Here is a 24,205-nt window from a genome sequence, read left to right as displayed (position 1 = left end):
CCCAGGGTACGCCCGTACTGTGTGCGCCCTGCCGCTCGGGCCAACCCCGCTGTCGCAGGGCGCATTCCCCCGGCGGACGGTCAGGCGGACGCCTTCTCGATCACCCGCGGCTTCGGTTCCGCGTTCTCCAGGACGTCCCGCAGGTGCTTCTCGACCACCGGCAGGACCTCGTCGATGCCGATGTCCCGGCCCAGCTCGGCCGCGAGGGAGGCCACCCCCGCGTCCCGGATCCCGCACGGGATGATCCGGTCGAACGCCTTCATGTCCGGGTTCACGTTGAACGAGAAGCCGTGCATGGTGACGCCCTTGGCCACCCGGATGCCGATCTGCGCGATCTTGCGGTCCTCGCGCCGCTGGCCCGCGTTGGACGGGGCGTACTCGGGGCCGTTGAGCCGCGGGTCGAACTCCTCGTCGGTGAGCCGCGGGTCGAAGTCCAGGGACAGTCCGCCGAGCGCCGGCCGCTGCTCGACCGGGTCGCCGAGCACCCAGACGCCGCTGCGGCCCTCCACCCGGGTGGTCTCCAGGCCGAACTCGGCGCAGGCGCGGATGATCGCCTCCTCCAGCCGCCGCACGTGCGCGACCACGTCCACCGGGCGGGGCAGCTTCTGGATCGGGTAACCCACCAGCTGGCCCGGGCCGTGCCAGGTGATCTTGCCGCCGCGGTCCACGTCGATGACCGGGGTGCCGTCCAGCGGGCGCTCGCTGTCCTCCGTGCGCCGGCCGGCCGTGTACACCGGGGGGTGTTCCAGGAGGAGCACGGTGTCCGGGATCTCGTCGGCGAACCGGGCCGCGTGCACCCGGCGCTGCTCGTCCCAGGCCTCCTGGTAATCGACGGCATCCGCACCGAACCCCATGCGGACGAACCGCAACTCACTCACGGCAAGCGCCTCCCTCAGCGACCGGTGTGTCAGGCGCGTAACGCGCCCTCGCCACTGTACGTCCGACCGGAGTACGTCAGCTCTGAGGGCGTTCCTCACACGATCGGATGAATGCGCGGCGAAGTGTGCGATCGTCTGCTCACTCTCCGCTACATTCGCGCCGTTCGTGAGGCCATAAGGGCTGCTCAAAGGCAATCCGGGCACATCGACCGGCCCGGAAGGCAGGAGACCGCACCGCAGATGACGGACCGACCCGCGCAGCGCACCCCCAACCGCCAGCTCGCCGCGCTCATCGCAGAAGCGGGGTTCTCCAACGCGGGTCTGGCCCGTCGCGTCGACCAGCTCGGCCTGGAACACGGGCTGGACCTCAGATACGACAAGACCTCGGTCACCCGTTGGCTGCGCGGCCAGCAGCCACGCGGTACGACCCCCGCCCTGATCGCCGAGGTCTTCACGCGCCGGCTCGGGCGCCGGCTCACCGCCCAGGATCTCGGCCTGGACGCGTGTGCGCCGGTGTACGCCGGGCTGGAGTTCGCGGCCACCCCCGAGGAGGCCGTCGACATCGTCAGCGGGCTGTGGCGCAAGGACTCCGGCAGCCACGCCGAACTGCGCAAGATCGCCTTCACCCCGGCGGGGCTCGTGGTGCCCAGCCGGGACTGGCTGATCGGCAAGGCCGACGACCGGGTGGCCCGCGAGCCGGTACCCCGGGTGCCGCCGCAGGGCCGGCCCGGCGCGGCCAGGGCGCCGCAGCCGGGGCCGCTGGTCCCGCCGCGGCTGCGGACGCACGCCGAGCGCGCCCCCGGCCACAGGGTCACCGGCGGTGACATCGCCGCGCTGCACTCGGTGGGCGAGCTGTTCCGCACCCTCGACGACCGGTTCGGCGGCGGCCACGCCCGGCAGGCGCTGGTGCGCTACCTGGAGCACGAGTGCGAGCCGATGCTGCGCGGCAGCTACGACGAGCAGACCGGCCGCCGCCTGTTCGCCGCCGCCGCCGATCTGACCCGGCTCGCGGGCTGGACGTCGTACGACATCGCCGCGCACGGCCTCGCCCAGCGGTACTTCGTGCAGGCCCTGCGGCTCGCCCAGGCGGCCGGCGACCGGGCCTACGGCTCCTACGTCCTGGTCACCATGAGCCGCCAGGCCGTCTACCTCGGCCACGGCAGGGAGGCCGTGCAACTGGCCCGGGTCGCCCAGCAGGGGGTCGGCACGGGCGCCCCGCCGGTCGTCCAGGCGCTGCTGCACGCCTCCGAGGCGCGGGCGCACGGCGTACTGGGGGAGGTGCGGGCGTGCACCGCCGCGCTCGTGCGGGCCGAACGCGCCCTGGAGGCGGCCCGGCCCGGGGACGAGGTGCCGTACTGGGCCGCGTTCTTCGACGAGGCGCAGCTCGCCGACGAGTTCGGCCACTGCCACCGGGACCTCCAGCAGTTCCGGGCCGCCGCGCAGCACGCCGAGCGGTCCCTCCAGCTCCGGGCGCCCACCTATGCCCGCAGCCGCCTGTTCTGTCGGATCGTCCTCGCCACCGCCCGCCTCGGCCTCGGCGAACTGGACCAGGCGTGCGCGATCGCCGCGGAGGCGGCGGGGCAGGCCGCGGAGATGCGGTCGGCTCGCGCCGTGGAGTACGTGAAGGAGTTCGAGCGGCGGCTGGAGCCCTACCGGGACGCGGCGCCCGTGCGCGTGTACCGGGAGAAGGTGGCGGCGTTGGGGTAGCGCCGTCGCGGGTGGCGGTCGGCTGCCGGGTGCCGTGCCGTCGTGGTCGTTCGCGCAGTTCCCCGTGCCCCTTCCGGGGCGCCTACGCCGCCCTCGGCAGGGTGGGGACCGGGTCCGCGCTGTGCATCGGACCCGTGGCGCCCAGGTCCGCCAGGACGGCTGCCGCGGCGCGGTGGGCCGAGTGCAGGGCGCCCTGGACCGTGCTGGTGTCCCGGTGGTCGCCGCAGACGTAGAGGCCCGCGAGGAGGCGTACCGGGCGGCGCAGGTCGTGGGGTGGGCGCATCGCGGGGACCGCCTCCGGGGTGTGGTGCACGGCCAGCGTCTCCCAGCGGCGCGTGGAGGTGCCGTAGAGGCGGGAGAGGTGGATGCGGACGGCGGTGTCCACCCCTTCCGGTGGCGTGCCCAGCACCGTCGAGGAGATCAGGACGCGGCCGGCCGGTGCCCGGCTCGGGTCCACGTTGCTGAGGACCGCCGTGTGCGCCACCGGCCCGCCCCGGTCGGCGTCCAGCAGCAGCGAGGTGCCCGTCGCGAACGCCGCCGACGGCTCGTCCGTGGTGTGGTGGACGACCGTCACCGGGTGGAAGTCCGGCACCCTGAGCCCCGGCAGCAGTCCGGCCGCGGCGCGCGCGTCCGTGGCCAGCAGCACCGCCCGGCAGCGGATCTCCCCGTGCTCGGCGGTCGCCACCGAGGTGGTGGACACCGAGGTGACCCGCACCCCGGTGTGCACGGTGCCCGGCGGGAGCCCCCCGGCCAGCAGTTCCGGCAGCACCTCGGCGCCGCCCTCCGGCACGCACAGCCGTCCGCTCGCGAAGGCGCGCAGCGCCAGGTCGGCGCACCGGCTGGAGGTGGTCAGCTCCGGGTCGCACAGCAGCGTGGCGAGCAGCGGGCGCAGGAAGCCGTCGATGGTGCGCGCCGGGACCCCGCGCTGGGCCAGGGCGAGGGCGGCCGGCATCTCGGGGCGGGCCAGGACGCGGTCGACGGGGGTCGTGGCGATCCGGCCGAGCGCCGCGCCCAGCCGGGCCTGGTCCACCGCGCCGCCCACCGGCGCGCCGGGCGTGGCCGCCGTACCCCGGGGGGCGTTGGCGAGGGCACGCACCACATGGAGTGCGCCCCGTGCGCCCCGCGCGCTCCCGCCGCCCGCCGGCGCGCCCGCGCGATGGGTGCGGCCGTCCCGGTGCAGCAGCACGCCCGGGGCGAAACAGCGCAGAGTCAGGGCGTCCAGGCCCGGACTCAGGCGGAGTTCGGGGTAGGACGTGGACAGCAGCTGTCCGATGCGGTCGAGCCGGAAGCCGTCGACCTTCTCGGTCGACATGCGACCGCCGACGTACGGGGCGGCCTCCAGGACCGCGGTCGTGATTCCTGCGCTGGTCAGCCGATGAGCCGCCGAGAGACCGGCGATTCCGGCTCCCACGATGACGACGTCCACCTGGTACGCGGGCTCAAGCACGAGGCCCCTCCTGTGGTTGCGCGACCGGTGGAGACGTCATGCCCCCAACAGGCGCAAGGGATACCCGAGTTCGGGTCGAGGGTAGGGGTGTGATCGGTCAGAGACAGTCGCGCATCAACAGGGCACGGTCGCATAGAGGTCGCATATGGTCACTTTCGTTCGCCGGTGTTGCCAGCCGGCTCATCCCGCCGCGACCGTCCCACCCGCTCACGCCCTCCGCTCACCCCGCCGCGCGGATCGCCTCGTCGATGCCCGGGAACGCGAACCGGAACCCCGACTCCAGCAACCGCCTCGGCACCACCCGCTGACTGCCCAGCACATCCCCGGCCATCTCCCCGAGCGCCGCCCGCAGCACCGGGGCGGGCACCGCGAACACCGCCGGCCGGTGCAGCACGCGCGCCATCGCCTCCGTGATCTCACCGTTCGTCAGCGGCTGGGGCGCCGTCAGGTTGAACGGCCCGGACAGGCCGTCGCCGTCGATGAGATGCCGGATCGCGGCGACCTCGTCGTGCAGCGCGATGTACGACCAGTACTGCCGCCCGTCTCCCAGCCGCCCCCCGAGCCCCGCGCGGAACAGCGGGAACAGCCGCCCCCAGGCCCCGCCGCCCCGGGCCACCACGAGACCCGTGCGCAGGAACACCGTCCGCACCCCCGCCTCCGTCACGGGCGCCGCCGCCTCCTCCCACTCCACGCACAGCGCGGACAGGAAACCGTCGCCCGGCGGCGCGTCCTCGTCCACCACCCGGTCGCCGGTGTCGCCGTAGAAGCCGATCGCGCTGCCGTTCACGAACACCCGCGGCGGTCGCGGCAGCGAGGCCGCCGCCTCCGCCAGCGCGGCCGTGCCCCGCACCCTGCTGTCCCGCAGCAGCCGCTTGTACTCCGGTGTCCAGCGCCGCTCGCCCACCCCGGCCCCCGCCAGGTTGACCACCACGTCACACCCGGTCAGCCCGGCCGCGTCGACGTGACTCCGCTCGGGGTCCCAGCGGACCTCGTCCGCGCCCCGGGGCTCCCGGCGCACCAGCCGGACCACCTCATGCCCGTCCGCGGCCAGGGACCGCACCAGAGCGCTGCCGATGAGACCGGACGCGCCGGCCACCGCGATACGTGAACGTTCCATGGTCCCAGCATGACCGCCCCGCGGGCCGGAAACCCGTTGGGGCCGCCCGGACGCCCGCCGTAGGGTGATCAGCATGCCCGAGCCGTACATACGCAACGCCCGTGCCGCCGACGAGGAGCCGCTGGCCGTCCTCGACCGGGCCACCTGGTCCCCGCTGCACGCGGTGATGCCCCCGCCGCAGCCGCCGTACCCGCCCTTCTTCGACGAGCGGCACCCGCCGCAGGAGTACCTCGTCGCCGAGGCCGACGGGCGCGTCCTGGGCTACATCCGGCTCACCCACCCGACCCCGCTCGCCTCCAACGCGCACGTCCTGGCCATCCAGGGCTTCGCCGTCGCCGAGGAGGCACGCGGGCGGGGCGTCGGACGCGCGCTGGTCCGGGCCGCCGTCGAGGAGGCGCGGCGGCGCGGCGCACGGCGCCTCACCCTGCGCGTGCTCGGGCACAACACCCCGGCCCGGGCGCTGTACGAGTCCGAGGGCTTCGCCGTCGAGGGCGTGCTGCCCGGGGAGTTCCTCATCGACGGCGCGTACGTCGACGACGTCTGCATGGGCCTGGCGCTGTGAGCCCCGCGGTGCCTACGAACTGACCAGCTCGCCCGTGCCCACCGGCGCCGTCGCCGTGGCCGCGCGCCGGGCGTCGCCCGCCACCTCGGCCGCCGTCAGCGCGTACCCCGTCTCGGCGTCCGAGGTGGAACGGGCGAAGACCACCCCGAACACCCGGCCGTCCGTGGTCAGCAGCGGGCCGCCGGAGTTGCCCGGCCGGACCGTGGAGCGGATCGCGTAGATCTCCCGGGTGACCGTGCGGTCGTTGTAGATGTTCTGGCCGGTCGCCCGCACCCGGTTCCCGACCGTCGCCGCCTGGAGGTTCAGGCTCCCGTCCTGCGGATAGCCCGCCACCACCGCCGAGTCCCCGCGCACGGCACCCCCGTCGAACGGCAGCACCGGGGCGCGCAGATCCGGCACGTACAGCACCGCCACGTCCCGGTCCGGGTCGAACAGCACCACCCGGGCCGCGTACGACGGCCCGACCCCGCCGACCCGCACGCTCGGCCGGTCGATGCCGGCCACCACGTGCGCGTTGGTCATCACACGCCGGGGCGCGTACACGAACCCGCTGCCCTCGCGGCCCTCGGCGCCCGCGAGGCCCTCGATCTTCACCGTGCTCAGCCTGGCGGCGCTCGTCGCGGCAGGCGTGACGCTGTCACCGGTCGGCCGGGCCACCCGGGCCGTCGACTCGTTCTCGAACGGGTTGAACACCTGCGGGAAGCCCGCCTCGGTCAGCGCGGACGTGGCCCGCGAGAACCAGGCGGGTGTGGTCTGCGGCATCGCCTCCTGCACCGCGCCCAGCACCGTCGAGTTCCGTATCGCCGTCGTCAGGGTCTGCGACGGGGCCGCGCTCAGCACGCTCGCCGCCACCCAGGCCACGATCAGCACCGCGACCGAGTTCGCCGCCGCGCCCCCTATGCCGTCCGCCACCCGCAGCGGCCCCCGGTCCAGCTCCCCGCGCAGCCGCAGCGCCAGCCGGCCCGCCAGCTCGTGCCCCACCACCGCCGGTACCAGCACCGTCGGCACCGCGAGCACCGTCGCCGTCGCCGTGCCCCGCTCCACCTGGCCCGTCACCCACGGCAGCACCCAGACACCGACGGCCGCGCCGCCCACGAACCCGGCCAGCGAGACACATCCGGCCACCAGTCCGCGGCGATATCCGGACACCGCGTAGACGACGATCACCAGTACGAGCACCAGGTCGAGCAGGTCCACCGAGCCGCCTCTCTCTCAACCTCTCACCACGGATGGGACCGGTCCGCCGATCAGCCCCGCGCGCGCGAGACCGCCACCGGGCGGCGGAACCGGCCACGTACGCCTCTACCACCGGAAACGCCCCGGACCTGGACGATGGTTCCACCAGGTGGCACAGGGCACATCGCGGGCACGCCCAGCGGTCCGGGAGCGTCGCCTCCCCGGGGCACAGGGAGTCCACAGGCGGCACGCGGCCCGCACCGAGCCGCCCGCCCTACGGTCGTGCACGACGGAATCCGATCGCAGGCGGGAACAGGTGAGGTCCATGAGCGGCGTCCGTACCGACGGCCGTGGCGAGTGCGCGCGAGAACGGGCCGGACGGGCCCGGACCGCCCGCGGGCCCTGGGCGGTGGTCTGCGCGGTCGTGACCGTCGTCCTCGGCCCGGCCGCCGTCACCGCGTCCGCCCTCGACCAGGCCGACGCGGCCCCGCCGCACCACGCGGCCGAGGCCGGCCGGCCACGGGCCCTCGGGTCCGCGGGACGGACGGGAGGGTGACGACGGACCCCGGCACCGCCCTCACCCCCTGAACCGCTGCCACAGGCGGGGAAACCGCTGCGCGAGCACCCGGTCGTCCTCCAGGTCCAGGGGCGTGCCCTCCGGCTCGGCCGGCGCCTGGGCGATGCCCAGGTCCGGCGCGACGGTGCCGGTCAGCTGCTCGTACGCCTCGTCCGCCGCGTACCCCAGCTCCTCGCCGTCGCCGTCGATCTCCTCGTCGAAGTCGCCCAGCAACTCGGCCAGCGCGTCCGGCTCGTGCACGGCGCCCTCGAAGACCTCCCGGCCCTGGCCGATCAACCAGCACCGGAAGAAGTCGAACGCGTCGTCGCTGCACCCGTCCAGCAGCAGCCAGGCGGCGCCCCACAGGTCCCAGCGGTAGGCGCGGTTGTACCGGGCCTCGAAGTGACGGGCGAAGTCCAGGACGAGATCGGGCTCCAGCCGGAGCAGCCGCTCCACGAGCGCGTCGGCCTGCTCCTCGGGGTCGCCCCCGGCGGCCTCGCGGGTGGCGTCGATCAGCTCCCAGAACTCCGTCTCGTCCATCACGCCACCAGCATCGGGCCTCGGCCGGTGGGGCGCACGCGGAGCACGGCGGGTCGTCGTCAGCCGTCGTCAGCCGCCGTCAGCCGTCGTCACGGCGGTACAGCGCGGCGAGCCGGGCCGCGTCCGCCGCGCAGCGCTCCCGCAGGCTCCCCGGCGCCAGCACCTCCGCCTCCGGCCCCAGCGCGGTCAGCTGGCCGTGCGCGACCTCCTCCGACTCCACCGGCAGCGTCACCGTCACCCAGCCCTCGGCGTCCGGGGCGCCCGCGCCCGCCAGCGCCTCCCGCGCGCCCAGCGGATCGACGGCGTGCGGCAGCCGGCGCACGCCCTCCGGGGACAGCCGCACGACCACCTCCGCGCGCAGGATCGACCGGGCGAACCGCTCGGCCTGCTCCGCCCAGAAGCCGGGCAGGTCGAACCCGGGGTCGCGGTCGAACCGCTCGTCGAGCGCGGCCACCGCGGCGAACCGGTCGATCCGGTACGTCCGGAAGGCGCCGGCACCGGCCACCCGCGCGCACAGGTACCAGACGCCCGCCTTCAGCACGAGCCCGTACGGCTCCAGCCGCCGCTCGACGGTCCCGTCCCCGCGCCGGTAGCCGGCGTCGATCCGCCGGTCCTCCCACACCGCCTCCGCGATCGACGGCAGCCACGCGGGTGCCTCGGGCTCGCGGAACCAGGCCGGGGCGTCCAGGTGGAACCGCTGCGCGGCGGTGTCCGGCGCGTCCCGCAGCGAGGGGAGCAGCGCCGCCGACACCTTCAGCCGGGCCGCCGAGGCCGCGTCCTGAAGCCCCATCTCGCGCAGCGCCCCCGGCACCCCGCTCAGGAACAGCGCCTCCGCCTCGCTGCGGGCCAGCCCGGTCAGCCGCGTCCGGTACCCGCCGACCAGCCGGTACCCGCCGGCCCGGCCCCGGTCGGCGTACACCGGCACCCCCGCCTCCGACAGCGCCTGCGCGTCCCGTGTCACGGTCCGCTCCGACACCTCCAGCTCGCGCGCGAGCTCGGCGGCGGTCATGGCGGGCCGGGACTGGAGGAGGAGGACCATCTTGATCAGACGTGCGGCGCGCATGCCCACATCATGCAGGAGGCCCCCGCCGAAGCGGGGGCCTCCTCACCTGGTGCGCGGTCCCTTACAGCCCGTACTTCTCCCGGGCCTCCTTGACCGCCGTGGCCTTCACCTCGCCGCGCCGGGCGAGCTGGGCCAGCGCCGCGACGACGATCGACTGGGCGTCGACGCCGAAGTGGCGGCGGGCGGCCTCACGGGTGTCCGACAGACCGAAGCCGTCGGCGCCCAGCGAGGACCAGTCCTGCTCGACCCACTGCGCGATCTGGTCCGGGACCTGGCGCATGTAGTCGGAGACCGCCAGCACCGGACCCTCGGCGCCCTGGAGCGCCTGGCGGACGTACGGCACCCGCTCCTCGCCCCGCAGCAGCGCCGCGTCGGCCTCCATGGCGTCCCGGCGCAGCTCCGACCAGGAGGTCGCCGACCACACGTCCGCGGCCACCCCCCACTCCTCGGCCAGCAGCTTCTGCGCCTGGAGGGCCCAGTGGATCGCCGTACCCGAGCCCAGCAGCTGGATGCGCGGGGCGTTGGCGGGCACGGACACGCCCGCGGACTCGGCCGTGTTGAAGCGGTACAGGCCCTTGACGACGCCCTCGTCGATGCCGAGACCCTGCGGCTTGGCCGGCTGCGGCAGCGGCTCGTTGTAGACCGTCAGGTAGTAGAAGACGTTCTGGTCCTCGCCCGGCTTGGCCTCGCCGTACATCCGGCGCAGACCCTCACGGACGATCACCGCGATCTCGTAGGCGAACGCGGGGTCGTACGTCAGCGCGGCCGGATTGGTCGCGGCGATCACCGGGGAGTGGCCGTCGGCGTGCTGGAGGCCCTCACCGGTGAGGGTCGTACGGCCGGCCGTCGCGCCGACGAGGAAGCCGCGGCCGAGCTGGTCGCCGAGCTGCCACATCTGGTCGGCGGTGCGCTGCCAGCCGAACATCGAGTAGAAGATGTAGAACGGGATCATCGCCTCGCCGTGCGTCGCGTACGCGGTGGACGCGGCGATGAAGTCGGCCATCGAACCGGCCTCGGTGATCCCCTCGTTGAGGATCTGGCCGTTCTTGGCCTCCTTGTAGTACATCAGCTGGTCGCGGTCGACCGGCTCGTACGTCTGGCCCTTGGGGGAGTAGATGCCCAGGGACGGGAACAGGCTCTCCATGCCGAAGGTGCGCGCCTCGTCGGGGACGATCGGCACCCAGCGCTTGCCCGTCTCCTTGTCGCGGACCAGGTCCTTGACCAGGCGGACGAAGGCCATGGTGGTGGCCACGTTCTGGGAGCCGGAGCCCTTGTCGAAGGAGGCGAACGCCTTCTCGGCGGGGGCCGGCAGCGGGGCCAGCGCGTGCGTGCGGCGGGCCGGGGCCGGGCCGCCGAGGGCCGCGCGGCGCTCCTGGAGGTAGCGGACCTCGGGGGAGTCGGCGCCCGGGTGGCCGTAGGGCACCACGCCGTCGGTGAAGTCGCTGTCCTTGATCGGCAGGCCGAGCAGGTCGCGCATCGCCTTGAACTCGTCCACCGTCAGCTTCTTCATCTGGTGGTTGGCGTTCTTCGACGCGAAGCCCTCGCCGAGGGTGTGGCCCTTGACCGTCTGGGCCAGGATCACGGTCGGCGCGCCCTTGTGCTCGACGGCGGCCTTGTACGCGGCGTAGACCTTGCGCGGCTCGTGACCGCCGCGGGAGAAGTGGAAGCAGTCGAGGATCTTGTCGTCGCTCAGCAGCTTCGCCATCTCGGCGAGCGCCGGGTCCTTGCCGAAGAAGTCCTCGCGGATGTAGGCGGCGCCGCGGGTCTGGTACGTCTGGACCTGCGCGTCCGGTACCTCGCGCAGCCGGCGTACCAGCGCGCCCGTGGTGTCGAGCTGGAACAGCTCGTCCCAGGCCGAGCCCCACAGCGTCTTGACGACGTTCCAGCCGGCGCCGCGGAACTGGGCTTCCAGCTCCTGCACGATCTTGAAGTTGGCGCGGACCGGGCCGTCCAGGCGCTGGAGGTTGCAGTTGATGACGAAGGTGAGGTTGTCCAGCTGCTCACGCGCGGCCAGCGCGAGGGCCGCCGTCGACTCGGGCTCGTCCATCTCGCCGTCGCCGAGGAAGGCCCAGACGTGGGAGGCGGAGACGTCCTTGATGCCGCGGTTGGTGAGGTAGCGGTTGAAGCGCGCCTGGTAGATGGCGGAGAGCGGGCCGAGGCCCATCGACACCGTCGGGAACTCCCACAGCCAGGGCAGCCGGCGCGGGTGCGGGTACGACGGCAGGCCGTTGCCGCCGGCCTCCTGGCGGAAGTTGTCCAGGTGGTGCTCGCTGAGCCGGCCGTCGAGGAAGGCGCGGGCGTAGATGCCGGGGGAGGCGTGGCCCTGGATGTAGAGCTGGTCGCCGGAGCCGTCACCCTCCTTGCCCTTGAAGAAGTGGTTGAAGCCGGTCTCGTACAGCCAGGCCGCGGAGGCGAAGGTGGCGATGTGGCCGCCGACGCCGTGCTTCGCGCCGCGGGTCACCATGGCGGCCGCGTTCCAGCGGTTCCACGCGGTGATCCGGGCCTCCATCTCCGGGTCGCCGGGCAGCGCCGGTTCCGCGGAGGTGGGGATGGTGTTGACGTAGTCCGTTTCGAGGAGCTTCGGCAGCGCGATGCCGCCCGCCTCGGCGCGCTCCAGCGTGCGGCGCATCAGGTACGCGGCGCGGTGCGGTCCGGCCTCCCTGGCGACGGCGTCGAGGGAGGCCTGCCACTCGGCGGTCTCCTCCGGGTCGCGGTCCGGGAGCTGGTCGAGCGCGCTCGGCTGGATGGCGTTGGGGTCGGTCATGTCGCCGCCTTCCTCAGTCGAAGGGGGTTCCCTCACAGGTAAGGGTTCGGGGGTGCCCTTGGTCTTTGGCAGGACAGGGCGGGCGGACCTCGGTGGCGGTGTCGTTGTGCGACTCCGTCGCGCGTCCGTCGGTGACTGTAACTCCCTGATCGATGATCGATCAAAGGGTTGAGGGCCAAAACCTCTTGATTTGGAGAAAGTCGGCACGCGGTGCCTTGAGCGATGGCACCCGGTGACGTGGAAATGTCGAGTTTTCGCAGGTGAGCGTGGGGGTGCTCGACTGGGTCAGGCGCGCGGGGCGCAGCCCAGTACGTGGGCCTTCACCAGCTCGGGAATCCGGGGGTCCCGGCGCTTGAACGCCTGGACCAGCTCCTCGTGCTCCTCCGCGTACGACTGCTGCACGGTGCCCAGCCAGCGGATGGACAGCGCCGTGAACACCTCGATGCCGAGGCCCTCCCAGGTGTGCAGCAGCACCGAGTTGCGGGCCGCGCGGACCAGCTCCCGGTGGAAGCCGACCGTGTGCCGTACCTGTGCCGTGCCGTCCGCCTCCCGGTCGGCCTCGTACAGCGCCAGGACGTGCGGCTCCAGCGCCGAACAGTCCTCCGCGAGGCGGTCGGCCGCCAGCTCGGCCGCGATGGCCTCCAGACCGGCCCGGACCGGATAGCTCTCCTCCAGGTCCGCCGCCGTCAGGTTCCGTACCCGGACGCCCTTGTTGGGGGCCGACTCGATCAGGCGCAGGGACTCCAGCTCGCGCAGGGCCTCGCGGACCGGGGTCTGGCTGACCTCCAGCTCGGTGGCGATCCGGCGCTCCACGATGCGCTCGCCCGGCTGCCAGCGCCCGCTGACGATCCCCTCCACGATGTGCTCGCGGATCTGCTCGCGCAGCGAGTGGACGACGGGCGCGGTCATGAGGGCTCCTTAGGGAGGGCTGACGTTTAGACAATACGGCCGGTTCGCTCCGCGGGTAGGCGCGTCGGGGTGCTGTGGTGCAGGTGAGACGAGGCTTACACGCTGCGTATGCCGACAAACACGAACACCCCGCCCGGAGAAGTTCCGGACGGGGCGTTCGGGCAGGACAAGCCTTACAGGCCGAGCTCGACCTCGAACTCGCCCGCCTCCAGGATCGCCTTGACCGCCGTCAGGTAACGGGCCGCGTCGGCGCCGTCGACCAGGCGGTGGTCGTAGGAGAGGGTCAGGTAGGTCATGTCGCGGACGCCGATGACCGTGCCCTCCTCGGTCTCGATGACGGCCGGACGCTTGACCGTGGCACCGATGCCGAGGATCGCGACCTGGCCCGGCGGCACGATGATCGTGTCGAACAGCGCGCCGCGCGAACCGGTGTTGGAGATGGTGAAGGTCGCGCCGGACAGCTCGTCCGGGGTGATCTTGCTGGCCCGGACCTTGCCCGCCAGCTCGGCCGTGGCCTTGGCGATGCCCGCGATGTTGAGGTCGCCGGCGTGCTTGATGACCGGGGTCATCAGGCCCTTCTCGGAGTCCACCGCGATACCGATGTTCTCGGTGTCGAAGTAGGTGATGGTCCCCTCGGCCTCGTTGATCTTGGCGTTGATGACCGGGTGGGCCTTCAGCGCCTGCGCGGCGGCCTTGACGAAGAACGGCATCGGGGAGAGCTTGACGCCCTCGCGGGCCGCGAAGGAGTCCTTCGCCTTGGCGCGCAGCTTCATCAGGCGGGTGACGTCGACCTCGACGACCGACGACAGCTGGGCCTGCTCGTGCAGCGCCTTGACCATGTTGTCGCCGATGACCTTGCGGATGCGCGGCATCTTGACGGTCTGGCCGCGCAGCGGGGAGACCTCCAGCGCCGGGGCCTTCCTCGCGGCGGCCGGGGCGGCGGCAGCGGCCGGAGCCGGGGCAGCGGCGGCGGCCTTCGCGGCCTCGGCGGCGGCGATGACGTCCTGCTTGCGGATACGGCCGCCGACGCCGGTGCCCTTGACGGTGGCCAGGTCGACGCCGTTCTCGGCGGCGAGCTTGCGCACCAGCGGGGTGACGTACGCGCCCTCGTCCGTCGCCTGGGTGGCGGTCGGGGAGGTCGGCGCGGTGGCCGGGGTGACCGGAGCCGGGGCGGGCGCCGGTGCGGGGGCCGGGGCAGCGGCGACGGGCGCCGGGGCCGGGGCGGGCGCCGGGGCCGCAGCGGCGGGGGCCGGAGCCGGAGCCGGGGCGGGCGCGGGCGCCGGGGCGGCGGCGGCGGGGGCCGGAGCCGGGGCGGCGGCGGGGGCCGGGGCGGCAGGCGCCGGAGCGGCGGCCGGGGCTGCGCCCGGGGCGCCGATGACGGCGAGCTTGGCGCCGACCTCGGCGGTCTCGTCCTCGCCGACCACGATCTCCAGCAGCACGCCGGAGGTGGGCGCCGGGATCTCGGTGTCGACCTTGTCCGTGGAGACTTCGAGCAGCGGCTCGTCGGCCTCGACGCTGTCGCCGACCGACTTCAGCCAGCGGGTGACGGTGCCCTCGGTGACGGACTCACCGAGCGCGGGCAGGACCACGTCCGTGCCCTCGGCGCCACCGGCGGGGGCGGCCTCGGCGGCGGGGGCGGGAGCCGGGGCGGCCGGGGCCTCGGCGACCGGGGCCGGGGTCGGCTCGGCGGCCGGAGCCGGGGCGGGGGCCTCGGCGGCGGGGGCCGGGGCGGCGGCCGGGGCACCCGTGCCGTCGTCGATCAGGGCCAGCTCGGCGCCGACCTCGACCGTCTCGTCCTCGGCGACCTTGATGGAGGCCAGCACGCCGGAGGCGGGGGCCGGGATCTCGGTGTCGACCTTGTCGGTCGAGACTTCGAGCAGCGGCTCGTCGGCCTCGACGCGTTCGCCCTCGGCCTTCAGCCAGCGGGTGACAGTGCCCTCGGTGACGCTCTCACCGAGCGCCGGAAGGGTTACGGAAACCGCCATGGTTTCGGTTGCTCCTAACGAATTGCGGAAGTCTGTGTCGTCGCGCCCGTTGACCGAAGGCTCAGTCGTGGGAGTGCAGCGGCTTGCCGGCCAGGGCCAGGTGGGCCTCGCCGAGCGCCTCGTTCTGCGTCGGGTGGGCGTGGATGAGCTGGGCGACCTCGGCCGGCAGCGCCTCCCAGTTGTAGATCAGCTGGGCCTCGCCGACCTGCTCGCCCATGCGGTCGCCGACCATGTGGACGCCGACGACGGCACCGTCCTTGACCTGGACGAGCTTGATCTCGCCCGCGGTCTTCAGGATCTTGCTCTTTCCGTTGCCCGCCAGGTTGTACTTCAGAGCGACGACCTTGTCCGCGCCGTAGATCTCCTTGGCCTTGGCCTCGGTGATACCGACGGAGGCGACCTCCGGCTGGCAGTACGTCACGCGGGGAACACCGTCGTAGTCGACCGGGACGACCTTCAGACCGGCCAGGCGCTCCGCCACCAGGATGCCCTCGGCGAAGCCGACGTGCGCGAGCTGGAGCGTCGGGACGAGGTCACCGACGGCGGAGATGGTCGGGACGTTGGTGCGCATGTACTCGTCGACCAGGACGTAGCCGCGGTCCATGGCGACCCCGGCCTCCTCGTAGCCCAGGCCCTGCGAGACCGGGCCGCGGCCGACGGCCACCAGCAGGACCTCGGCCTCGAACTCCTTGCCGTCGGCCAGGGTGACCTTCACACCGTCCTGGGTGTACTCGGCCTTCTGGAAGAAGGTGCCCAGGTTGAACTTGATGCCGCGCTTGCGGAACGCGCGCTCAAGAAGCTTCGAGCTGTTCTCGTCCTCGACCGGGACGAGGTGCTTCAGGCCCTCGATGATCGTGACGTCGGCACCGAAGGACTTCCACGCCGAGGCGAACTCGACGCCGATGACACCGCCGCCCAGGATGATCGCGGACTTCGGCACGCGGTCCAGGACGAGGGCGTGGTCGGAGGAGATGACGCGGTTGCCGTCGATCTCCAGGCCCGGCAGCGACTTCGGCACGGAGCCGGTCGCCAGCAGGACGTGACGGCCCTGGATGCGCTGGCCGTTGACATCGACGGAGGTCGGGGAGGACAGGTAGCCCTCACCCTCGATGTAGGTCACCTTGCGGGAGGCGATGAGCCCCTGAAGACCCTTGTACAGACCCGAGACGACGTCGTCCTTGTACTTGTGGACGGCCGGGACGTCGATGCCCTCGAAGGTGGCCTTCACACCGAACTGCTCGCTCTCGCGGGCCTGGTCGGCGACCTCGCCCGCGTGCAGCAGGGCCTTGGTGGGGATGCAACCCCGGTGCAGGCAGGTGCCGCCGACCTTGTCCTTCTCGATCAGGGCGACGTCCAGGCCCAGCTGCGCCCCGCGCAGGGCCGCGGCGTAACCACCGCTACCACCGCCGAGGATCACTAGGTCGAAAACGGTGCTGGCGTCGTTCGCCACGTCACGTCCTCCATGCATGTGCGCCGTACGCCGGTCTCCGATGACCGGCTGGCGGCTGGTGTCCGGCCGCTTGATGCTTCGGCCCTTCGGTGGGGGCCCTGTCCTGCCGGGCTCCATCTTCGCACTTGTCGGAGGCGATCGAGACGCCGGGCCGGTGTGTGAGACGTCCCACGTTCGCCGGGGAACGTGGGTGCGCCGGGGCAGGGGGCCCGTGGCGACCGGCCCGAGGGGCGCGGGGCTGGGTCGACGTGCGGCTCCGCCGCGGGCGCGACCAGCACCCACGCCCCGCACCCGCCGTACTGCGGACGGGACCGGGCCGGTGGGCGACCGCTAGCCCAGGTCACCCGCGGCGGTCAGCTCCGCGAGACGGACCAGCGTGCGCACCGCCGACCCCGTGCCGCCCTTCGGCGTGTACCCGAAGGGGCCGCCCTCGTTGAACGCCGGACCGGCGATGTCGAGGTGCGCCCACGTGATCCCCTCGCCGACGAACTCGCGCAGGAAGAGCCCGGCGACGAGGCCGCCGCCCATCCGCTCGCCCATGTTCGCGATGTCGGCCACGGACGACTCCATGCCCTTGCGCAGGTGCTCCGGCAGCGGCATCGGCCAGGCCGGCTCGCCGACCTCCTCCGCCGCCTCGTGCACCGCGGAGCGGAAGGCGTCGTCGTTGGCCATCACACCGAACGTCCGGCTGCCCAGCGCCAGCATCATCGCGCCGGTCAGCGTGGCCACGTCCACGATCGCGTCCGGGTTCTCCTGCGAGGCCGCCCACAGCGCGTCGCCGAGCACCAGCCGGCCCTCGGCGTCGGTGTTGAGCACCTCGACCGTCTTGCCGCTGTACATGCGCAGCACGTCACCCGGGCGCACGGCGGAGCCGGACGGCATGTTCTCGGCCAGCGCCAGCCAGCCGGTGACATTGACCTGGAGGCCGAGGCGCGCGGCGGCGACGACCGCGGCGAACACGGCGGCGGCACCGCTCATGTCGCACTTCATCGTCTCGTTGTGCCCGGCCGGCTTCAGCGAGATGCCGCCCGAGTCGTAGGTGATGCCCTTGCCGACGAAGGCCAGGTGCTTCTCCGCCTTCGGGTGCGTGTACGACAGCTTCACCAGGCGGGGGGTGGCCGCGGAGCCGCCGCCGACGCCGAGGATGCCGCCGTAGCCGCCCTTGACGAGGGCCTTGTCGTCGAGCACCTGCACCTTGATGCCGTGCTCCTTGGCCGCGGCCTGCGCGATGCCGGCGAAGGAGGCGGGGGTGAGGTCGTTCGGCGGGGTGTTGATCAGGTCGCGGGCGCGGTTCAGCTCCTCGCAGACCGCGACCGCGCGGGCGACCGCGCCCTTGTGGGCGGCGTCGCGCGGCTTGCCGCCGAGCAGCGCGGCCTCGGCCAGCGGCGCCTTGCCGTTCCTGGCCTTGCCGTTGCCGGCGTTCTGGGCGTCGCCCTTGTACGTGTCGAAGGAGTAGGCGCCGAGCAGGATGCCCTCGCCGATCGCGCCGATCGCGCCGGGGCTGTCGACGGGCAGCGCGAACGCGGCCTTCTTCGATCCGGCGAGCGCGCGGGCGGCCACGCCGGCGGCCTTGCGCAGCGCCTCGGCGTCGTAGCCGGGGCCGCCGTCCTCGCCGTCCTCGCCGTCCTTGTCGGCGGGCTGCGCGCCGAGGCCCACCGCCACCACGAGCGGGGCCTTGAAGCCGGCCGGCGCGGGCAGCTTCGTCAGCTCGCCCTCGGCACCCGAGGCGCCGAGGGTCTCCAGGACGCCGGCCAGCTTGCCGTCGTACGCCTTGTCCACGGCCTCGGCGCCCGGCGCGACGACGGGCCCCTGGGCGCCCTTGGCGACACCGATCACGATCGCGTCGGCCCGCAGGCCGGGCGCCGCGGCGGTGCTGAGAGTCAGAGCAGTCACGGTGGTGAAATCTCGCTTCCGATGTGAAGTTCGCTGTGGCCGAAATGGGGTGGGTCGACCGGGCCCGGGAGCCGACCCTAGGCCCAGGGCTGGGCACTGGTGACAACCGGGGCCTTCACCCTGTCGGCGAACACCCGTGACGAGACTACGCCCGTTGCCGACGCGCCCCGAAGGGGCGCGAGGCCGTGGTCGGTGCGGGGCACCGCCGCGGGCACGGCCGGCCACGACGGACCGGAGGCCGCCGCGGGACGTACGGCCCCGGGCCCGAAGGCGCTAACGGCCGAGGGCCAGCACCACGAGCGCCGTGACCGCGGCCGTCTCCGCGACCGCGCCGAACACATCGCCGGTGACCCCGCCGAACCTGCGGACGCACCTGCGCAGCAGCAGGTCGGCGACGGCGACGGCGGCGGCCACGGCGAGGGCGGTGCGCACGCCGTCGTACCCGCCGAGGCCGGCGCCCGCCGCCCCGGCCGCCGCCACGACGGCGAACGCCACGGCCAGCGCCGTGCCTTTCGGGACCACCCCGGCCACCGCCGCCCCCAGCCCCTCCGGGCGGGCCGCCGGCACCCCGGCGCGGGCGGCCAGGGTGAGCGCCAGCCGGGCCGCGACCGCCGACACCACGGACGCCACGGCACCCCGGGCCCAGGAGTCGCCGTAGAGCTGTGCCAGTACGGCGACCTGGGCGAGCAGCACCAGGACGAGGGTGAGCACCCCGAACGGTCCGATGTCCGACTGCTTCATGATCCGCAGCGCGTCCTCGGCGGGCTTGCCGCTGCCCAGCCCGTCGGCGGTGTCGGCGAGCCCGTCGAGATGCAGCCCGCGGGTCAGTGCGGCCGGTACGGCGGCCGAGGCGACGGCGGCGAGCAGCGGGCCGGCGCCGAGGAGGAGCAGCAGCAGGCCGAGCCCGGCCGCGCACCCGCCGACGACCAGCCCGGCCACCGGCGCGCACACCATGCCCCCGCGCGCGGCCCCCCGGTCCCAGCGGTGCACGCGGACGGGCAGCACGGTGAGCGTGCCGAAGGCGAACCGGAGGCCGTCCCGGAGGGAGGACGGAGAGGACGCGGGGGACGGCGAGGAGGGCGAGGACGTGAACACCGGCGCAGGCTATCCGTCGCCTGCCCCGCTCCCCACCACGCGCCCGCCCACCCGGCGCCCGGCCCCCCGGGTCACGCCCGGCGCCCGGCCCCCCGGGTCACGCCCGGCGCCCGGCCCCCCGGGTCACGCCCGACGCCCGGCCCTGGCAGGCTCGCCCGGCGCCCGGACCTCCCCCGGCTGCCAACCGCTTCCCGGGGCCCTACCCCGGCCGCCCCGGGTTGTGTCCGGCGGCCGTCCCCCGGGGCCCCGTCCGGCGCCCGGCCCTCGCAGGCTCGTCCGGCGCCCGGCCCTGCCAGGCTCGTCCGGCGTCCGGCCCTGCCAGGCTCGCCCGGCGCCCGGCCCTGCCAGGCTCGCCCGGCGTCCGCCCTGGCAGGCTCGTCCGGTGGCCGGACCTCCCGGGCCTCACCCCGGCCACCAGCGGCCTCCCGAGCTCCACCCGGCCGTCGGCCCCCGGCCCCGCGCGCGTCCCTTCCCCGGGCCCCGGAGGGATAAAGTGCGCACATGGGGCACTGGTGGGTGCGGAACATCGTCGAGCCGGGCAAGCTCCCGCTGTTGCTGGCCCTCACCTCCTTCGTACTGACCTTCGTCGTGACCCGGGTCATCACGCGGCTGATCCGGGCGGGCAGGGGCCCGTTCGGCAACGTCAAGGCGGGCGGGCTGCACATCCACCACGTCGTCCCCGGGGTCGTCCTCACCGTCGTCGGCGGCTTCGGCGCGGTGGCCAGCGACCGCCACGGCGCCGGCGGGGTCGTCTCGGCCGTGCTGTTCGGCATGGGCGCGGGCCTGGTCCTGGACGAGTTCGCGCTGATCCTGCACCTGGACGACGTCTACTGGACCGAGGAGGGCCGCAAAAGCGTCGAGGTCGTCGTGCTCACCGCCGCCCTGGTCGGCCTGCTGCTCGCCGGATTCGTCCCGTTCGGCGTCAACGACCTCTCCCGGCAGGAACTGGCCGACCGCGGCACGGTCATCTCCAACATCGTCGCGAACTTCCTCCTCTCCCTCGTCGCCCTGCACAAGGGCAAGGCCCGCACCGCGCTCTTCGGGGTGATCGTGCCGCTGGTCGCGCTCGTCGGCGCGGTCCGGCTCGCCCGCCCCGGCTCCCCGTGGGCCCGCCGCTTCTACGGCCGCCGCCCCCGCGCCCGTGCCAGGGCCGCCCTGCGCGCCTACCGGCACGACCGCCGCTGGGTGCGGCCGAGCCGTGCCGTTCAGGACTGGATCGGCGGCAAGCCCGACCCCCGCCCGGCGCGCCTGCCCGGCCACCGCTGACCGCGGGCGCGACCGGCCAGGGGTGTCCCGCGGTGCCGCGCCGCCGCCAGCAGACACAGCAGCCCCACGGCCATCAGCGCGGCCAGGTGCTCCTTGCCCGCCAGGTTCTCCTTGAGCAGCACCTCGACGACCATCGCCAGCGTCACCGCGCCCGCCGTCGCGTAGGCGCCGTACCGCCAGCTCACGAACACCGCGAGCCCCACCACGGCCGCCGAGGGGCCGGTGTCCACCACCTGCCCGTCGGTCCACGGCAGCCCGAACGGGGCGTGCGCGCCCAGGGTGATGCCGACGCGCGCGTACAGGGTTCCGGCGAGCGTGGCGACGTAGGCGATGGTCAGCGTCCGCCACCAGCCCAGGCACAGCTCGGCGATCCCGAACACCAGCAGGACCTGTGCCAGCGCCCCCCACACCGGCAGGTCCAGCGCGGGCACGAACAGCGACAGGGGGGTGCGCAGCAGGGCGAGCCACAGCGGGTCGTCGGCCCGTACGGCACCCAGGTCCTGCACCAGCCGGTACCCCCACGGCTGGTTCTGCACGTACTGGAGGAACGCCGTCAGGCCCACCGCCGCGACCGTCAACGGGGCCGCCGCCGGGCCCCGCCGCCGCAGGGGCCCGCGCACGGCGGCGTACAGCGGCCCCCACTCGGCACGGGCCCAGCGGGCCGGCGTCCTCACCGGACGCCCCTCCTCGAACGTTCCCCCGCCGAGCGTCGTGGCCATCGAGCGTTCCCCCGTCGTGCGTGTCTCATCGATGCGTGTCCAGGTGCCTGCGATGCAGCCACTTGGGCAGCCCCGGTGCCTCCAGGAACCCCTCCGCCCGCGCCGACGCGAGGCCGATGCGCGGCAGGTCCGCGCTCTTCTCGAAGAGCAGGAACCGCGGCTCCCAGATGGGCCGGTACTTGGCGTTGGCGCGGTACAGCGACTCGATCTGCCACCAGCGCGAGAAGAAGCTGAGCAGCGACCGCCACAGCCTCAGCACCGGTCCGGCACCGAGGCGCGCGCCACGTTCGAAGACCGATCTGAACATCGCGAAGTTGAGTGACACCTGCGTGATCCCGGTCTCGTCGGCCCGCCGCAGCAACTCGATGACCATGAACTCCATCAGCCCGTTGTCGGAGTCCCGGTCCCGCCGCATCAGGTCCAGGGACAGCCCGTGCGGCCCCCACGGCACGAAGGACAGCAGCGCCCGCAGCCGCCCGTCGGCGTCCGTGCACTCCAGCATCACGCACCGGCCGTCCCCGGGGTCACCGAGCCGGCCGAGCGCCATGCTGAAGCCGCGCTCGGTGGCGCCGTCCCGCCAGTCGTCGGCACGCTCCACGAGCTGCGCCATCTCGTGGGCCGGGACGTCCTCGTGCCGGCGGATGCGCACCCGGTACCCGGCCCGCTTCACCCGGTTGTGGGCCTGCCGGACGGTGCGCATCGCCCGGCCCTCCAGCGTGAACTCGGCGACCTCCACGACCGCCTCGTCCCCGAGCTCCAGGGCGTCCAGACCGTGCCGGGAGTAGACCGTCCCGGCCTCCTCGCCCGCCCCCATGACCGCCGGGATCCAGCCGTGCGCCCGCGCCTGGGCGAGCCACGGGGCGATCGCCCCCGGCCAGGCCTCGGGGTCCCCGATCGGGTCCCCGGACGCGAGGCTCACCCCGCCGACCACCCGGTAGGCGACGGCGGCCTTCCCGGTCGGCGACCACACCACGCTCTTCTCCCGGCGCAGCGCGAAGTAGCCGAGCGAGTCGCGGTCGCCGTGCCGCTCCAGCAGCTCGCGCAGCCGCTTCTCGTCGTCCTCGGTGAGCGGGTCGACGGCCCGCCGGGACCGGAAGGCGGCGTAGAACACGGCCAGCACGAGGGCCGTACTGAGCACGTTGATCGCCACGTTGGCCCAGTTGGGCGGGTCGATCCCGGGGAAGTGGGACTCCTCCGCCGCCACCGAGACCAGGCGCAGGGCGCCGTAGTGCCAGCGCTCCGGGAACGTGGACCGGGCCGCGTCCGGCGCCTGGTTCGTGACCGTCACCAGCAGCCCGGCCAGCAGGCTCGCCACCAGCCCGCCGCCGACGGCCACCGTGGCCGCGAGCCGGGGGTTGGACCGGTCGCCCTTGGCGTAGAACTCCCGGCGGCCTGCGAGCAGCGCGCCGACGAAGGCGGCGGTCAGGGCGAGGGAGACCCAGTTCTGCGGGTACCGCCGGATCTCCGGGAACGCCATGGCGAACGCGAACAGCGCCAGGAACAGCCCGCTCATCACCAGGTTGAGGATCCACGCGGCCCGCTTGCGGCGCCGCATGGTGATCGCGAGGAAGGCGGTGAACACACCGGAGGCGAAGCCGGCCGTCAGCAGGTACGGCGTGAAGAAGTCGTCCTGGTTGTGCCGGCGCACGTCCTGGCCCAGCGAGACCCACACCGCGCTGAGGAAGTTGACGAAGGCGACGGTCCGCAGGTACCAGACGGCGAACGCGGCGGCCCGCCGGGAAGCCCCGGTGGACCGCCGCGCCCGCCCTCCCGTCCGCGCCGCCTCGGCTCGCTGCTCCACGGCAATTCGGACATCTCCCATGGTGCAGGATCATATGGGTGTGGCTCCGGCGAACCACACTTTTCAGCCCGTCGACGGCATCGGCCTCACACGCCCTGCTCTTCCTCCGGCTCCTTCTCGGCCGCCGGCCGCTCGGGAAGCTCCGCCGCCAGCGCGGCGGCGCTCAGCACCAGCGGCAGCGCCAGCAGCGCCCCGACGCCCTCGCCGACCCTCACCCCCTGCTCCAGCAGCGGCTCCAGGGCCATCCGGTCCAGCGCCTTGGCCTGGCCCGGCTCCCCGCTGTCGTGCCCGGCCAGCCACCAGTCCGGCGCCCGGAAGGCGACCCGCTGCGCGACCAGGGCGCACGCGGCGGCCACGACCCCGTCGAGGACCACCGGCAGCTTCCGCACCGCGCACTGCAACAGGAACCCGGTCATCGCCGCCAGGTCCGCCCCGCCCACGGTCGCCAGCAACTGCAACTGGTCCCCGAGCACCGGCCGGGCCCGCCGCAGCGCGTCCCGGATCGCCGCGCACTTGCGCATCCACGCCAGGTCGTCGATCGCCTCCCCGCCGCGCCCGGTCACCACGGACGCGTCGGTCCCGCACAGCGCCGCGACCAGCACCGCCGCCGCCGTGGTCCCGCCCACGCTGACATCGCCGAGCACCACCAGATCGGTCCCGGAGTCGGCCTCCTCGTCGGCGACCGCGACACCCGCCCGCAGCGCGGCCTCGGCCTCCTCCGGGGTGAGCGCGTCCTCGACGTCGATACGGCCGCTGCCCCGCCGCACCCGGTGCCGCACCACGTCCTCGGGGAAGGCGTCCGGGTCGCAGTCCAGGGCCATGTCCACGACCCGTACGGGCACCTCCAGCCGGCGCGCGAGCACGGCCACCGGGCTCGCGCCCTCCAGCACCGCCCGCACCAGGCGCTCCGCACCGCCCGCGGGCCGCGCCGACACGCCCAGCTCCGCGACGCCGTGGTCGCCGGCGAACAGCACCACCCGGGGCCGCTCGACCGGCCGCACCGGCACGGTGCCGCGCGCGGCGGCCAGCCACTCGCCCAGCTCGTCCAGGCGGCCCAGCGCTCCCGGCGGCACGATCTGGCGCTCCCGCCGGGTCTCGGCGTCACGGCGTACGCCCCCGTCCGGGCGCTCGATCAGATCGGTGAAGTCGTCCAGATTAAGGCTGCTCATTCGGCGAACAGTACCGCCAGCGGACGAACACGCCCGCGCCACATCGCCACCACACCCCCATGACGTCTTTGCACCTCAGAGCGTGATCCCATACGTTCCGGTTTGCCG

19 protein-coding genes are annotated in these 24,205 nt (G+C 74.0%); 4 read left to right on the top strand and 15 right to left on the bottom strand.

The features are described from left to right. Positions 1-80 precede the first annotated feature (80 nt). The gene (gene lipB / locus IE273_RS36160) at positions 81-878 is read right to left on the bottom strand and encodes a lipoyl(octanoyl) transferase LipB (protein ID WP_189819360.1); all 798 of its coding nucleotides are present in this window, start codon (positions 876-878) and stop codon (positions 81-83) included. Positions 879-1,118: 240 nt separating this feature from the next. Here lipB and IE273_RS36155 point away from each other — a divergent pair, with 240 nt between their 5' ends. After that, positions 1,119-2,585: an NsdA family TPR-like regulatory protein gene (locus IE273_RS36155; RefSeq protein ID WP_189819359.1), complete on the top strand. Its 1,467-nt coding sequence runs from the start codon at positions 1,119-1,121 to the stop codon at positions 2,583-2,585. Positions 2,586-2,667: 82 nt separating this feature from the next. On the opposite strand, the gene IE273_RS36150 is transcribed toward IE273_RS36155, so the two are convergent. Then, entirely contained in the window at positions 2,668-4,032 is a 1,365-nt protein-coding gene (locus IE273_RS36150) for an NAD(P)/FAD-dependent oxidoreductase (protein ID WP_189819358.1), read from the bottom strand. A gap of 220 nt (positions 4,033-4,252) precedes the next feature. Then, positions 4,253-5,149 carry a TIGR01777 family oxidoreductase gene (locus IE273_RS36145; protein ID WP_189819357.1) on the bottom strand — a complete coding sequence of 299 codons (897 nt, stop codon included), beginning with the start codon at positions 5,147-5,149 and terminating at the stop codon, positions 4,253-4,255. 73 nt (positions 5,150-5,222) lie between these two features. Between IE273_RS36145 and IE273_RS36140 the strand changes: the two genes are divergently transcribed. Next, complete coding sequence (locus tag IE273_RS36140; RefSeq protein WP_189819356.1) at positions 5,223-5,711, top strand: GNAT family N-acetyltransferase; 489 nt, start codon at positions 5,223-5,225, stop codon at positions 5,709-5,711. Between the two features lie 12 nt (positions 5,712-5,723). On the opposite strand, the gene IE273_RS36135 is transcribed toward IE273_RS36140, so the two are convergent. Beyond that, positions 5,724-6,908: a MarP family serine protease gene (locus IE273_RS36135; RefSeq protein ID WP_189819355.1), complete on the bottom strand. Its 1,185-nt coding sequence runs from the start codon at positions 6,906-6,908 to the stop codon at positions 5,724-5,726. Positions 6,909-7,212: 304 nt separating this feature from the next. On the opposite strand from IE273_RS36135, the gene IE273_RS44110 reads away from it, so the two are divergent. Continuing rightward, positions 7,213-7,443, top strand: coding sequence for a hypothetical protein (locus IE273_RS44110; RefSeq protein ID WP_229887882.1), 231 nt, complete (start codon positions 7,213-7,215; stop codon positions 7,441-7,443). Positions 7,444-7,464: 21 nt separating this feature from the next. Here the strand turns inward: IE273_RS44110 and IE273_RS36125 are convergent, their stop codons facing one another. The 8 genes from IE273_RS36125 to IE273_RS36090 all read right to left on the bottom strand — a co-directional run bounded on the left by IE273_RS36125 (position 7,465) and on the right by IE273_RS36090 (position 19,142). Next, a complete protein-coding gene (locus IE273_RS36125; RefSeq protein WP_189819398.1) occupies positions 7,465-7,983 on the bottom strand; it encodes a DUF4240 domain-containing protein in 519 nt (172 codons plus the stop codon). A gap of 79 nt (positions 7,984-8,062) precedes the next feature. Then, positions 8,063-9,046 carry a helix-turn-helix transcriptional regulator gene (locus IE273_RS36120; protein WP_189819353.1) on the bottom strand — a complete coding sequence of 328 codons (984 nt, stop codon included), beginning with the start codon at positions 9,044-9,046 and terminating at the stop codon, positions 8,063-8,065. A 61-nt stretch (positions 9,047-9,107) separates the two neighbouring features. Continuing rightward, on the bottom strand, positions 9,108-11,810 hold the full coding sequence (gene aceE / locus IE273_RS36115) for a pyruvate dehydrogenase (acetyl-transferring), homodimeric type (RefSeq protein WP_189819352.1): 2,703 nt from the start codon (positions 11,808-11,810) through the stop codon (positions 9,108-9,110). A gap of 285 nt (positions 11,811-12,095) precedes the next feature. Further along, positions 12,096-12,719, bottom strand: coding sequence for a GntR family transcriptional regulator (locus IE273_RS36110; RefSeq protein WP_189819351.1), 624 nt, complete (start codon positions 12,717-12,719; stop codon positions 12,096-12,098). 173 nt (positions 12,720-12,892) lie between these two features. Beyond that, a complete protein-coding gene (sucB, locus tag IE273_RS36105) occupies positions 12,893-14,704 on the bottom strand; it encodes a 2-oxoglutarate dehydrogenase, E2 component, dihydrolipoamide succinyltransferase (protein WP_189819350.1) in 1,812 nt (603 codons plus the stop codon). Between the two features lie 61 nt (positions 14,705-14,765). Then, the gene (gene lpdA / locus IE273_RS36100) at positions 14,766-16,154 is read right to left on the bottom strand and encodes a dihydrolipoyl dehydrogenase (protein WP_189819349.1); all 1,389 of its coding nucleotides are present in this window, start codon (positions 16,152-16,154) and stop codon (positions 14,766-14,768) included. A gap of 330 nt (positions 16,155-16,484) precedes the next feature. Next, positions 16,485-18,047: a leucyl aminopeptidase gene (locus IE273_RS36095; protein WP_189819348.1), complete on the bottom strand. Its 1,563-nt coding sequence runs from the start codon at positions 18,045-18,047 to the stop codon at positions 16,485-16,487. A gap of 273 nt (positions 18,048-18,320) precedes the next feature. Then, a complete protein-coding gene (locus IE273_RS36090) occupies positions 18,321-19,142 on the bottom strand; it encodes an adenosylcobinamide-GDP ribazoletransferase (protein WP_189819347.1) in 822 nt (273 codons plus the stop codon). A gap of 501 nt (positions 19,143-19,643) precedes the next feature. Here IE273_RS36090 and IE273_RS36085 point away from each other — a divergent pair. After that, complete coding sequence (locus IE273_RS36085) at positions 19,644-20,408, top strand: hypothetical protein (protein ID WP_189819346.1); 765 nt, start codon at positions 19,644-19,646, stop codon at positions 20,406-20,408. Here the strand turns inward: IE273_RS36085 and IE273_RS36080 are convergent. The 3 genes from IE273_RS36080 to cobT all read right to left on the bottom strand — a co-directional run bounded on the left by IE273_RS36080 (position 20,348) and on the right by cobT (position 24,097). Next, a complete protein-coding gene (locus IE273_RS36080; protein WP_189819397.1) occupies positions 20,348-21,082 on the bottom strand; it encodes a hypothetical protein in 735 nt (244 codons plus the stop codon). The genes IE273_RS36085 and IE273_RS36080 overlap by 61 nt on opposite strands. A gap of 70 nt (positions 21,083-21,152) precedes the next feature. After that, complete coding sequence (locus IE273_RS36075) at positions 21,153-22,949, bottom strand: phosphatidylglycerol lysyltransferase domain-containing protein (protein ID WP_229887880.1); 1,797 nt, start codon at positions 22,947-22,949, stop codon at positions 21,153-21,155. A gap of 65 nt (positions 22,950-23,014) precedes the next feature. After that, positions 23,015-24,097, bottom strand: a complete 1,083-nt coding sequence (gene cobT, locus IE273_RS36070) for a nicotinate-nucleotide--dimethylbenzimidazole phosphoribosyltransferase (RefSeq protein WP_189819345.1) — start codon at positions 24,095-24,097, stop codon at positions 23,015-23,017. Positions 24,098-24,205 lie beyond the last annotated feature (108 nt).

Source organism: Streptomyces olivaceoviridis, assembly GCF_014650115.1.
Taxonomy (GTDB): domain Bacteria; phylum Actinomycetota; class Actinomycetes; order Streptomycetales; family Streptomycetaceae; genus Streptomyces; species Streptomyces olivaceoviridis.
Note: the sequence above shows the minus strand (reverse complement) of the source record. Positions and strands in the feature narration are given on the sequence as shown.

Coding starts and splice junctions, on each gene's coding strand:
- IE273_RS36155 (WP_189819359.1), top strand. CDS start 1,119: ATGACGGACCGACCCGCGCAGCGCACCCCCAACCGCCAGCTCGCCGCG.
- IE273_RS36145 (WP_189819357.1), bottom strand. CDS start 5,149: ATGGAACGTTCACGTATCGCGGTGGCCGGCGCGTCCGGTCTCATCGGC.
- IE273_RS36140 (WP_189819356.1), top strand. CDS start 5,223: ATGCCCGAGCCGTACATACGCAACGCCCGTGCCGCCGACGAGGAGCCG.
- IE273_RS44110 (WP_229887882.1), top strand. CDS start 7,213: ATGAGCGGCGTCCGTACCGACGGCCGTGGCGAGTGCGCGCGAGAACGG.
- IE273_RS36125 (WP_189819398.1), bottom strand. CDS start 7,983: ATGGACGAGACGGAGTTCTGGGAGCTGATCGACGCCACCCGCGAGGCC.
- IE273_RS36120 (WP_189819353.1), bottom strand. CDS start 9,046: ATGCGCGCCGCACGTCTGATCAAGATGGTCCTCCTCCTCCAGTCCCGG.
- aceE (WP_189819352.1), bottom strand. CDS start 11,810: ATGACCGACCCCAACGCCATCCAGCCGAGCGCGCTCGACCAGCTCCCG.
- IE273_RS36110 (WP_189819351.1), bottom strand. CDS start 12,719: ATGACCGCGCCCGTCGTCCACTCGCTGCGCGAGCAGATCCGCGAGCAC.
- sucB (WP_189819350.1), bottom strand. CDS start 14,704: ATGGCGGTTTCCGTAACCCTTCCGGCGCTCGGTGAGAGCGTCACCGAG.
- IE273_RS36085 (WP_189819346.1), top strand. CDS start 19,644: ATGGGGCACTGGTGGGTGCGGAACATCGTCGAGCCGGGCAAGCTCCCG.
- IE273_RS36075 (WP_229887880.1), bottom strand. CDS start 22,949: ATGGGAGATGTCCGAATTGCCGTGGAGCAGCGAGCCGAGGCGGCGCGG.
- cobT (WP_189819345.1), bottom strand. CDS start 24,097: ATGAGCAGCCTTAATCTGGACGACTTCACCGATCTGATCGAGCGCCCG.